The sequence below is a fragment of the Brevundimonas diminuta ATCC 11568 genome, from assembly GCF_000204035.1.
Taxonomy (GTDB): Bacteria; Pseudomonadota; Alphaproteobacteria; order Caulobacterales; family Caulobacteraceae; genus Brevundimonas; species Brevundimonas diminuta.
Genome location: NZ_GL883086.1, coordinates 977338 through 987926 on the forward strand (window position 1 = coordinate 977338; position 10589 = coordinate 987926).

A 10589-nucleotide genomic window follows, 5' to 3' on the forward strand; every position below is an offset into this window, starting at 1 on the left:
CTTCGAGCGTGACGCTCAGATCGCCAGCCGGCAGATCGAATGGGCGCGGCGCCTGGGCATGCGCGGCCGTCGCCAATGCCAAGGCGCATACGCCGCCCGCCAAGGCCCCGCGCAGAATCGCGAGTCTCTTCATGTCGTCCCCTCCGAGCCGTTATGTCGGCTTCAGGAATTCAGACGATTTGCAGGCAAGAACCTTGCGACGGGTTCGGAGAATTTTTCGGCTCGATCTCTGCGCCTGCCCAGCAAACCGCGAGACTGTTCGTCTCCTGCCAGCGGTCATGGGGAGCCGGAACCGGGCCGCAGGGACGACGTCCCAGCGCGATCCCGGCGACATCGATCGTTCAGTTGGGTGACGCCCAGGGATTCATGACAGGCAGACCCGCGGCGGCGAACGCGCTGACGTCGCGTGTGGCGACAGCAAAACCGTGGGCAGCAGCGATGGCCGCAATATACCCATCTGGCGTCGGAAAGCCCTTGCCCGCCGTGCGCGCCTTGACCGCAAGCGCTGCGTGATGGCGGGCCGCTACGAGGTCAAAGGCAAGGATGCGGTCGCCAAAGAGAGCGACGATCCCGTCGACAGCCGCCGCGAGCCTGTCCTTGCGACGTCCCGCCGGCAGCACACCGATTCCGAACAGCATTTCCGCAACCGTGACGCTGGAAAGGTATAGGGTTTCGGCGGCTTGTTCATCGAGCCATCTGACGACGTCGGGATGGGGTTCCGGCCTCATCGTCTCGGAGATGACGTTGGTGTCGAGCAGGATCATTCGAAGCTCATCGGGGACGCGGGCTTGCGATCGCGATGCTGTTCGAGCGCTTCCACATCAGCGTTGGTGACGCCTGCCTGCCGCCCGGCCGCAGCCATCGCCGACCCCAGACGGACGCGTTTGGCGGGCCGAACAGCCCTCTCAAGAATGTCGCGGATTTCGGCTTCTGCGCTACGGCCATGACTGGCGGCCCGCAGCTTGAGGGCGCGATGGGTCTCCTCCGAGAGATTGCGAATGGTGACAGCAGCCATGATAGCAAAACTCCTATGGACGCCAGCGATGCTATCATTTTAGGCATTGTGATAGCATTCTTCAAGGGTGAAATATGGTCCCGCACGGCGCGCCTTCCGAGAGGCGGGATCGATAAGCCCTTCTTGAGCCGCCAGCAGTCCTGGATGCCGCGGGAACGGGTAGCGCGTCCCCTTGGAACGTCGCTCGTATCAGCGCGAGATCATCATCCGATCTTTGCCGTCGTCGACCTGAAGACCCATGCCCTCTCGCAGAAGACGGCCGAACGCGGCCGTGTTGCGGGCCTCGAACGCGCCCGAAATCCGCAGGTCGGCGGCGTCCGGCGCGACGACGATGGGCTTGGCGTTATAGCGGTTGAACTCGGCGGCGGCTTCGGCGAGCGTCGCCTGGTCGAGCGTGATCAGCCCCGCCCGCCAGCTCAGCGCCTTTTCGACCTTCTCTTCCGACGGCGGTGCGACGAAGATGGACGGACCGTCGGCGACGATCATCTCGCCGCGCGTCAGCAGTGCCGGCGGCGGCGCGGCGCCCGCGCCTTCGGAAGCGACTTTCACCCGCCCGTCGCGCACCGCCACAGTCACCCTGTCGCCGTCGCGGCGCACGCTGAACCGCGTCCCGAGAACGGTGATGGTGCGCGCCCCCGCATGAACGACGAAGGGGCGCCCAGGATCGTGCGCGACCTCGAAATAGGCCTCACCTTGCTCCAGCCATACCTCGCGGGCTTCGCGCGACACGTCAGCGCGCAGTTTCGTCGCGGTATTCAACTCCACGGCGCTGCCGTCCGCGAGCGAGATCAGGCGGCGCTCGCCGCTCGCCGTCTCGACATTCTCGCGATGCTCGAACCGGTGGCCGGACATCTCGCGGGCGCCGACGAAGACGCCGGTTATCAGCAGGGCCGCCAGACCGACGATCCACCACAGGCGGGGCGAGCTAGAGCGCGCGGGACGGGTCCCGGGCTTGCGCAGAGCCTTCAGTCGGTCCACCTCTTCCCAGACCTGCTCAAGCCGCCAATAGGCGAGCTTATGGTCGGGCGACGCCGCAATCCACGCGGCGAAAGCGTCCGCCTCGGCCTCTCGGGTCTCGGCGTCCGCGCGCCGCGCCACCCACAGCGCCGCCTCGTTCTCGATCTCTTCGCGCCGAGTCATCACAGTCGCGCCTCCCGACGGCGATCGCCCGCCCGCGTCGTGCGCGCGCCGCCATTCCATCCGTCGGCCAGCAAGCGAATGGCGCGGGCGAGTTGTTCATTCACCGTCGTCACCGTCACATTCATTCGTTCGGCGGCCTCGCGCGCGCTGAGATCTTCGATACGACGCAGTTTCACAACCTCGCGCAGCCGGGGCGGTAATCGCTCGACCGCGCTCTGCATCCGCCGAAGTTCATCGCGCGCGACGACATCGCGTTCCGGCGTCGGGAGGTCGTCGCTGAGGCCCAGCGCATCAAGGTCCGCCATGAGGTCGAAGGAGACGATGCGCTCCCGCCGTGCGCGATCGGCCAGATGGTTTCGCGCGGTCGCGAACAGGAACGCTCGCGGATGCAGCGGAAGCTCGGCGGCCGCCGCTTCATAGACCTTCATGAATATCTCCTGGCGCAGGTCCTCGGCTTCGCCCCGCTGACGCCAGTGTCGCCGCAAGAAACGCATGAGCGTCGCCTCCAGCGGAAAAATCTGCTGGGCGAACCACGCTTTCAATGTGGGGTCGTCGACCATGCGGGCGGACACCAACGCGCGGACCACCGCGCCTCCTGATCCTACCTCAGACGAACGGCGACCGGAATCCTTGCGGACTTTGTGGTTTGTCGGCTGCGCGGGTCGCGTCGCGCACCGCCTGCGCACCCCGCGCACAACAATCGCGCCCGTTTCGGGAAGCTTGGGCGGGTGATCGCCATGCCAAACGGAGATGATCTTCCCGCTTCGGGATTATCAGCGGTGCTGAGCGCCCTTCCCGATTGCTACCATCGGTATTGAAAATATAGTCCTGTTAGTCGTTAGTTTCAGATGGATAAGCGAGGCTCGCAGGGAGGTCGGCTGGCCCGATGAAGGGATCAATCCGTTTCGCGAATGACGCCCAGCTCGCTGGCAAGGCGATTCCGCCGCCGCGACGCGGCCGCGGTACGCGCGGTCCCGGCTGGGCGGGATAAACGCCATGGTTCCGAGACGACCAGTTCTGATCGATTTCGCGGACGATCCCCCGCCCTTGTTCGAGGTCCGTCAAGGACTGAGCTTCGACGGCTTCCATATCGCCCAGGGCACGCTTGCGCCCAACCCGGGCTGCCAGCTCGGTGCGCCGCAGATGACCGCCGTGATCCACGAAGGCGCTCCCTTCCTGTTCGAATGGCGTCGACCTGACAGCGGCCGTCTCGAGCAAACCGAGGTCCGCGCCGGCGGCATCCATATCAACGCGGGAAATCGGCCCTTCTATCAGCGATGGACGGGCCACCAGCGCATTCTCGTCATGGCGTTCGACCGCGCCCTGGTCGAGCAGGTCGGAAGCGCTTTCGGCGGCAAGACGGACGCCGACATCGAAACCGTCATCGGCGTGCGTGATCTGGAGATCGAAGCCGTCGGCCATCGGCTGCGACGCGAACTCGATCAGTCCTCACCCTCGGGCGGACTCGTCGTCCAGGCGGCCGCGACGCTGCTGCTCGTCCATCTCTTTCGGAACTATAGTCGGCCGCTGGGCGCCGAGCGCCCGGCCAAGGGCGGCCTCGATCCGCGGCGGCTCAGCCGGGTCCTAGACTATATCGATACGAACATTTCCGACGACATCACCCTCGGCAGCCTCGCCAAGGTCGCCGGCCTGAGCGCCAATCATTTCAGCGCGTGCTTCAAAGCCGCCACGGGAATGCCGCCCTATCGGTTTCTCCTTCGGAGGCGACTCGATCGCGCGGTCGAATATCTTGTCACCACCGATCGGACGATTTCAGACATCGCCCACGAGCTGCGCTTCCCGAGCCACGCCCATATGTCGACGCACTTCAAGCGCTTCCTCGGAACCCAGCCTTCGAGCCTGCGGCGGGAATGGCGCGCCAGGACGGAACCGCTCGACACTACGCGCTCCGCGACGGGAGGCTGCTGAAGACCCCGAGAAACGATCTTCAGCAGACCGACGCCAGCACGACACATCCCTTCAGACAATCGCACCCATTCTTGTCGGATATGCTGTTATAATCGCACCTTAAGTCTTATCTCATCTGCATGGGCGTTGAGACTCTGACAGAAAGGGAGCGCGAAATCCTTCGATTGCTTGTCCAGCCGATGCGACCGAAGGACATTGCGAGATCGCTGAACTTCTCCATCTACACCATCCACGATCATCTCAAGAGCGCGCGCGCAAAGCTGGGCGTCTCCGACAGTCTGTCGGCGGCCTATCTGCTTCGGGACCATGAGAACGGCACCCCCCAAAGCGTAGGGACGACGGATTCGGGATGGACCGACGGCGACCGCCCTGACGAGAACGGTCCTCGCGAAGGGTGGAAGGCGATCGTTCCTCCAAGACCCTTCGCCGTCAAAGGCAAGCCATGGAACCGGCTGAGCCTGGGATGGCGGATCGCGTGGCCGGTGCTGTTGTTCGGCGTCGTCGCGCTCGGCGCCGGGCTGCTCATCGGCTCCCTGGCATCGCTGTCTCAGCTCCTCCTTTCCATCAGCCGCTGACGCCACGTCAGAAGAGCCGGGATCGGCTCCGGGAAAGGATGGTCATGAAGATCGCACAGCTTCGTCGCAGCCATAATCGCCGTCATGAACTCGCGCAGGAAGTGGTCGAACATCTCGTGCTTCGCGGCACGGTCTACGCCCCCGTCATCACAGCCGTCGTTCCGATCGTCGAGGATATGTTCGGCTATGCCGAGATGCAGGTCGTATCGTCAGCGGATCTCTATGCCGGCAAGATCGTCGCAGCGCTTGATCGCCAGCACCCTCGCGACCTCTTCGATGTGCGCGATCTCCTGGCCAAGGACGGAATCAGCGACGAGCTGCGCCGGGCCTTTCTGGTCTATGTCGTCAGCCATAATCGGCCCATCGCGGAAATCCTTGTTCCGGGCCGTAAACCGCTGACGGAAGAGTTCGAGCGGGGATTTGTCGGCATGACGACGAAACCGGTCGAACTGACCGATCTGGAAGCCGCCCGCGAAGCGATCATCACGGCAATGGTCGGCGAGATGTCAGAAGAGCACCGGCGTTTTCTCCTGGGCTTCAGGCGCGGAAACCCTGACTGGGATTCCATGGGGATACCCGAGGCCCGGAATCTCCCCGCCGTCCGATGGAAGCAGCAAAATCTGGACAAGCCGGCTCCCGATCGACGAAAAGCACTGATCGATCGCCTAGAATACGTCCTGTCTCCATAACGGCGCCACCACGATTGCCGTTGTGAAAGCCTGCCGAGAAGGAGGAAGCGCGTGAGAGATGGAGAGGAATTCTCAGTGGGCGTCCAGATCGGCAAGTCTGACCTGAATGCCTCCGGATTTTACTATCCGAAGACCGACAAGATCACGCACGTCGAGCCCTGGGGAAAGCGAGAAGTCGCGGAAAAATTCCTGTAATTTGGAGCAGGGTTACGGTCGATCATTCGCCACGTTCTTCACTCGGCAAGGAGCAGGAGCACGCAGACATCGTCGTTGGGTGCGACATGATCATCGTGCGGGTTTTCGCGCCGAATCACTCACCGATATCCCAGCGCCTCATCTGCTCCATGCGCTGCGGGGCCGAGCCTGCCAGCACTGCCGGCACGGCCCCCGATAGAAGACCGGCAATTCTGAACAATCTCGGCCTCAAACGCGCTAAGTATGAGTCATGGAAGTATCCGATGTTACGAGCCTGGCTCCGCCAGCCGAGCTTTCCTCGAACCAGCCGATCGAGCGCGCGGCGGCGATCCTCGATATCATCGCGCGCGAGGGTGGTGCGGCCGCGCTCGACCTCATCGCCATGCGAGCCGGACTGAGCAGGACAACGGCGCACCCCATCCTCAAAACGCTGAACCGGTTAGGTTATGTCAGTCGCCGGATCGGCGACACGCGCTATTACCTGGGCGGCCGCCTCTTGAATCTCGCGCGCCTCGGCGGAGACAATGAGGCGCTGCGAATTCGCATCCGACCGGCCTTGGAGGCGATTGCAAGCAAGACGGGCGAGACGGTCTATCTTGCAGCGCCAAATGGCGACGAAACCTACTATCTCGACGCGATCGAATCCGACCGGACTTTGCGCACCACGTGCCGCGTAGGCGAACGCGAGCGACTTGAAGATTCGGCGATCGGCCTTGTCTTCCTCGCCTTCATGCGCGGGCTCAACAAGCGCGTATCGGTGGTCCGTCCTGACGCCCTCGGCCCGAACCTCCGATCGAGAATCAGCAAGATCGAGCGGATCGGCTTCGCCCTTGATCTCGAAGATCATCAACCGGATCTTCACTGCGTCGCCGTGCCTTGGCGGGAGAACGGCGAGGTCCGCGCCGCCCTGGGCCTCAGCGGCCCGTCTACCCGTCTGCCCTGCGATCAACTCACAGACATCGCCTGGATGATGATGAAGGAGGCGAAAAAGGTGCGGTGACGTAAGCGGCGGCGCCCGAACACCATATTCTGTCGACGCGACCTCTAGCTTCAATATCCCAACCTCCAGCCTTGGGATCGCGGCTCGTGCTCCGCCGACGTAAAGGTCATCGCAAAAGAGCGCAGAGGGCCCACGCTGACCCGCATGCGCTTGCGCGGATAACGAAAAGCGTCGGCGCCCCTCCACTGCGCCTAATGGCGATCCAGTCGATCACAAGTCCCGTGAAGCCGGACGGTACGCCGTGGCGCCATGTAAAAATCGCGGGGCGCCCCGGGACGGCACGGGCGCGACTGATGGCCCGCTGAGATCCCGACCGAACACGCCCCGTGCGAGTATCCGTGTCGAACGGAGCGCGATCCGAAGCGGTTCTTCAAGCCCGGGTCGCAAGGGATTGAGCAAAGCAGGCGGCGCGGCCGCGTCCAGACAAACCAACAGGGTCCGTTCGTCCTCAGTCAGCGCCGAAGCCGCCTGTTCCCCCGCATTGAAGCATTGGCCCGACCAAGCCTCGTACATCGCCATAAGAGCAGCGATGGCGGGAGCCAGAAGCGCCGCTCCGCGTATCTCAAGCCGGGCGTAAAGGGCCGGCATGACAGGGAGACGACGATCGGAAGCATCCCGCCAGCACCGCGCCGCGCCAACGATGAGGGCTTCCGGTGTGAGAGGATCGGCGAAAGCGGCGATACAGGACAAGGCGATTTCCTCTCAGCCCCCACCTCAAGCTGCCCACCCGGCATCTATCGGGACAATATTGCACCAACAAGGCGCCTGAACCGGAAGACCGCTCGGACCTTCCCCGGAGAGCCGCCCTCGCCCATTTTGGATGACCGTTCGGCCTTCGATCACGCTGCAATCGCACCGTGGCGTTTAAAGGGCGTTCTTACCTCAGCCCATGACGGCTAGCCCCCGCTCCGGCGACGGCGCCCCAGCAAATCGCATGTTCTCTCCGGTCAAAGAGCAGCTGCGACATATTGACTGTCGATAGATCTGGATCAAAGCGGAGAACATGCTTCGGTGTCATCGAGCCATCGCAAGCTGAAACTATTCGCCGCACAGACCCTTTGTAACAGATCGAAAGGATAAGGCTCATGACGGTCAAGCAAAAATCCGTTCTGGTCACTGGAGCGAGCCAGGGCATCGGTCGCGGCATCGCGCTGCGTCTGGCGCAGGATGGCGCCAATCTCGCACTCGTCGACATCAAGGCCGACAAGCTGGAACGTGTGGCCAGGGAGATTGAGGCGCTGGGCAGAAAGGCGACGACCTTCGTCGCCGACGTCAGCAACCGCGACGAGGTTTACGCCGCCGTCGACCATGCCGAGAAGGCGCTCGGCGGCTTCGACGTGATGGTCAACAACGCCGGCATCGCCCAGGTGAAACCGTTGACCGATGTGCAACCCGAGGATCTCGACCGCATCTTCCGCATCAATGTGGATGGCGTCGTCTGGGGCATCCAGGCCGCCGCCAAGAAGTTCCAGAGCCGCGGACACAAAGGCAAGATCATCAGCGCGTCCTCGATCGCTGGTCATGACGGCTTCGCCATGCTCGGCGTCTATTCCGCGACCAAGTTCGCAGTCCGCGCGCTGACCCAGGCCGCGGCCAAGGAATACGCCGCTCACGGCATCACGGTGAACGCCTATTGCCCCGGCATTGTCGGCACGGACATGTGGGTTGAGATCGATGAGCGCTTTTCGGATTTAACGGGCGCGCCGAAGGGCGAGACCTACAAGAAATATGTCGAAGGCATCGCGCTGGGCCGCGCGCAGACACCCGAAGACGTCGCCGCGCTTGTCGCCTTCCTCGCCAGCGACGATTCCGACTACATCACCGGCCAGGCCATTCTGACCGATGGCGGTCTCGTCTATCGCTGACCCGGGGAACTGGCGACGGCAGGCATCGCGAAGGAGGCGAGCGGCGCGATGCCTGCGATCCATCCGCGGAGCCGACCATTTCGCCTTAGAGCAAGCCCGGAGCGGCGTGTTCGACCCTGAACGCCAATGGTCGCGATGCAGCGCCCTCGCTCAGGCTGAGATCAACGACATCTTATGGATTCTCAATCCTTCCCTGCGGCCTTTTCATTCGTAGCGGACCGACCGCGCAGGGCATGCCGCTGGAAATCCATTGCTTCTCCACCACATCAGCCTGGACCGACGATGAAGAGATTCAGGCCGACATTATCGAGCATCTGCTGGCGATCCTCCCTGAATTCCACCTGCGCCGCTATCAGGCGCCGGGCGGACGCTGCCTCACGGAGACACAGCTTGAGCCAGCGACCGCGGCGCCTGAAGTCCCGCGGCTTCACACCCGGATTTCACCTGCGGCCCCGAACATAGAAGCGGCCGATCAGGGACAAGCCGAGCGGCAGAATCGCCAGAATGAGCAGGCCGATCAGCCAGACAACGACAACAGCGGCCTTGCCGGCGCCCTTGACCATCCCCAGCAACTGGCCCGCCCAACGGCTGGTGTCCAGCGCCGCCAGAACGTCGCCGGCAGGCGCGCCGCCCAAGGTCCTCGCGGCATCTTGTCCCTGGTTCACAACCAGTTCGAGAGAGGTTGCGAGCCAGGCCAGCACAGGGTCGGTGAAGCTGTAGAGGAGCCAAGCGAGCAGCGACCAGACCAGCATGGCCAGACCGACCAGAATCCAGACGAAAGGACGCAGCCTTCCGCTTCGAACCCTCCCTCTTCCGATGCGCGAAAAAGCCTCGGGCGAATGGCGATTCCTGCGTTTCGGGCCGTGCGACAAGGCGAAATCTCTATCGGTCAACCGGGACGCAAGCCCGCCAAGGAAGCCATCTTCACCCGCACACGACAAAAAGCCACAGAATACTGTCGCTGCAAGGCGTCTGCGACAGCATGGCGCGACATGATCTCGCCGGCTACCGTCGCGCTATGCTTCAAGTCTTCGCGTCTCGGCGCCTCATTTTGCATGATCCGGGCCTGAGATCGCCGCCGCAAGGCAAGCGATGATGACGGGCGACGCTCGCCGCGTGAGGGCGCATCCATCCGTTCGCAACATCCGGTTAGACAACGACTTCTGGGCGCCTCGGAGAGGTCGGAGCTCGCCTCAGGCCCCCCACAATTGTTCCGTCGCCATCGAAATAGCCCGTAACGCTCGTTTTTCGCGGACTTTATAACAGATTGCCATCCCGATCTCAGGCCGTTAGCTAGCCGAACTATGGTCTGGTCGATGGCGACTTTGGCGAGGATTTCGGCGGTGCTGACCTTGGTCATCGCCGCCTTTCTCGTCGCTCCCGTCACCGACGCCGCCGCCTGCGCGCCCGAGCCGCTGGCCGCTCATCAGAGCCTGGATCACGATCCTTCGGCCGGCGACCACAATGGGAGCGGCGGCGACATGGGTCTTTGCTCCCATGGTCATTGTCACCACACCGCCAGCGAGCGACACGTGACAGACGAAATCGACAGCGCTGAGCTGTCCGGTCATACGACACACGCCGCGCCCCTCAATGATGGCGCGGCCTCTTTCCCGAATAACGGACTGAAGCGGCCGCCTCGAGGCTGAGCAAAGGCCAGCGCTTCCGCGCGCCCTTTTCCGTTTCACTTCTGGAAATACCTACATGTCTTCGACACCTCGTCGTCGGCCGCGCCTTGCGGTCGGCTGCGCGCTCGCCGTCTTGGCCTGTGCGCTGGCAGGGCCGGCCTTCGCCGATCCCGCTCCCTCGTACACGGACCTCCTAGCCCGCCTGGACCAGACGCCCGCCGCCGCCGAATCCGGCGCCCTGGTCGATGCGGCCGAGGCGCGCGTGCGCCAGGCCCGCGTGCGGCCCAACCCCACCCTGTCGCTGACCGGAGAAAATCTCGGCGGCTCAGGCCCCTACTCCGGCGTCGACGCGGCCGACCTCAGCCTGTCGTTCAGCCAGGCCCTTGAGTTATGGGGCCGGCGACCGGCGCGTGTGAATGTCGCCCGCGCCGAGGCGGGAACCGCCGCCCTGCGCCGCGACCTGGCCATGATCGACACGGCCGGGCGGCTGGCCCTCACCTACGCCGAAGCCGAAGCCGCGCAGCGGCGCGCGACCTTGGCTGAAGAAGCCCTG

The 10589-nt window shown here is 63.8% G+C and carries 12 protein-coding genes; 7 read left to right on the forward strand and 5 right to left on the reverse strand.

All coding sequences use genetic code 11. The features are described 5' to 3' along the window. Window positions 1-341 precede the first annotated feature (341 nt). From BDIM_RS08600 to BDIM_RS08615, 4 genes are all read right to left on the reverse strand, one after another. Complete coding sequence (locus BDIM_RS08600; RefSeq protein ID WP_003165189.1) at window positions 342-764, reverse strand: type II toxin-antitoxin system VapC family toxin; 423 nt, start codon at window positions 762-764, stop codon at window positions 342-344. Next, window positions 761-1015: a FitA-like ribbon-helix-helix domain-containing protein gene (locus tag BDIM_RS08605; protein ID WP_003165190.1), complete on the reverse strand. Its 255-nt coding sequence runs from the start codon at window positions 1013-1015 to the stop codon at window positions 761-763. The genes BDIM_RS08600 and BDIM_RS08605 overlap by 4 nt, the downstream gene beginning before the upstream one ends. Before the next feature lie 189 nt (window positions 1016-1204). Then, window positions 1205-2155 (reverse strand): FecR family protein, encoded by a 951-nt coding sequence (locus BDIM_RS08610; RefSeq protein WP_040345555.1) that lies wholly within the window; start codon window positions 2153-2155, stop codon window positions 1205-1207. Then, window positions 2155-2715, reverse strand: a complete 561-nt coding sequence (locus BDIM_RS08615; protein ID WP_003165192.1) for an RNA polymerase sigma factor — start codon at window positions 2713-2715, stop codon at window positions 2155-2157. The genes BDIM_RS08610 and BDIM_RS08615 overlap by 1 nt, the downstream gene beginning before the upstream one ends. 436 nt (window positions 2716-3151) lie before the next feature. Between BDIM_RS08615 and BDIM_RS08620 the strand changes: the two genes are divergently transcribed. The 5 genes from BDIM_RS08620 (at window position 3152) to BDIM_RS08640 (ending at window position 8408) form a co-directional block, all read left to right on the forward strand. Then, window positions 3152-4084, forward strand: a complete 933-nt coding sequence (locus BDIM_RS08620; protein ID WP_003165193.1) for a helix-turn-helix domain-containing protein — start codon at window positions 3152-3154, stop codon at window positions 4082-4084. A gap of 119 nt (window positions 4085-4203) precedes the next feature. After that, the gene (locus tag BDIM_RS08625) at window positions 4204-4659 is read left to right on the forward strand and encodes a response regulator transcription factor (protein ID WP_003165194.1); all 456 of its coding nucleotides are present in this window, start codon (window positions 4204-4206) and stop codon (window positions 4657-4659) included. Between the two features lie 44 nt (window positions 4660-4703). Beyond that, window positions 4704-5348, forward strand: coding sequence for a nucleotidyl transferase AbiEii/AbiGii toxin family protein (locus BDIM_RS08630; RefSeq protein ID WP_198935244.1), 645 nt, complete (start codon window positions 4704-4706; stop codon window positions 5346-5348). A 445-nt stretch (window positions 5349-5793) separates the two neighbouring features. After that, window positions 5794-6543: an IclR family transcriptional regulator gene (locus BDIM_RS08635; protein ID WP_003165198.1), complete on the forward strand. Its 750-nt coding sequence runs from the start codon at window positions 5794-5796 to the stop codon at window positions 6541-6543. A gap of 1085 nt (window positions 6544-7628) precedes the next feature. Continuing rightward, window positions 7629-8408 carry an acetoin reductase gene (locus BDIM_RS08640; protein WP_003165199.1) on the forward strand — a complete coding sequence of 260 codons (780 nt, stop codon included), beginning with the start codon at window positions 7629-7631 and terminating at the stop codon, window positions 8406-8408. Between the two features lie 440 nt (window positions 8409-8848). Here BDIM_RS08640 and BDIM_RS08645 read toward each other — a convergent pair whose 3' ends face one another. Then, window positions 8849-9280 (reverse strand): hypothetical protein, encoded by a 432-nt coding sequence (locus tag BDIM_RS08645; RefSeq protein ID WP_223851008.1) that lies wholly within the window; start codon window positions 9278-9280, stop codon window positions 8849-8851. A gap of 471 nt (window positions 9281-9751) precedes the next feature. On the opposite strand from BDIM_RS08645, the gene BDIM_RS08650 reads away from it, so the two are divergent. Then, complete coding sequence (locus BDIM_RS08650) at window positions 9752-10057, forward strand: hypothetical protein (protein WP_233126665.1); 306 nt, start codon at window positions 9752-9754, stop codon at window positions 10055-10057. A gap of 55 nt (window positions 10058-10112) precedes the next feature. Then, window positions 10113-10589, forward strand: a 477-nt coding sequence (locus tag BDIM_RS08655; protein ID WP_040345557.1) for a TolC family protein, incomplete at its 3' end; no start/stop codon positions are given.

What these genes read in the sequence shown, in the direction of transcription:
- BDIM_RS08600 (WP_003165189.1), bottom strand. Translation starts at nt 764, where the DNA reads ATGATCCTGCTCGACACCAACGTCATCTCCGAGACGATGAGGCCGGAA.
- BDIM_RS08605 (WP_003165190.1), bottom strand. Translation starts at nt 1,015, where the DNA reads ATGGCTGCTGTCACCATTCGCAATCTCTCGGAGGAGACCCATCGCGCC.
- BDIM_RS08610 (WP_040345555.1), bottom strand. Translation starts at nt 2,155, where the DNA reads ATGACTCGGCGCGAAGAGATCGAGAACGAGGCGGCGCTGTGGGTGGCG.
- BDIM_RS08615 (WP_003165192.1), bottom strand. Translation starts at nt 2,715, where the DNA reads ATGGTCGACGACCCCACATTGAAAGCGTGGTTCGCCCAGCAGATTTTT.
- BDIM_RS08620 (WP_003165193.1), top strand. Translation starts at nt 3,152, where the DNA reads ATGGTTCCGAGACGACCAGTTCTGATCGATTTCGCGGACGATCCCCCG.
- BDIM_RS08625 (WP_003165194.1), top strand. Translation starts at nt 4,204, where the DNA reads ATGGGCGTTGAGACTCTGACAGAAAGGGAGCGCGAAATCCTTCGATTG.
- BDIM_RS08630 (WP_198935244.1), top strand. Translation starts at nt 4,704, where the DNA reads ATGAAGATCGCACAGCTTCGTCGCAGCCATAATCGCCGTCATGAACTC.
- BDIM_RS08635 (WP_003165198.1), top strand. Translation starts at nt 5,794, where the DNA reads ATGGAAGTATCCGATGTTACGAGCCTGGCTCCGCCAGCCGAGCTTTCC.
- BDIM_RS08640 (WP_003165199.1), top strand. Translation starts at nt 7,629, where the DNA reads ATGACGGTCAAGCAAAAATCCGTTCTGGTCACTGGAGCGAGCCAGGGC.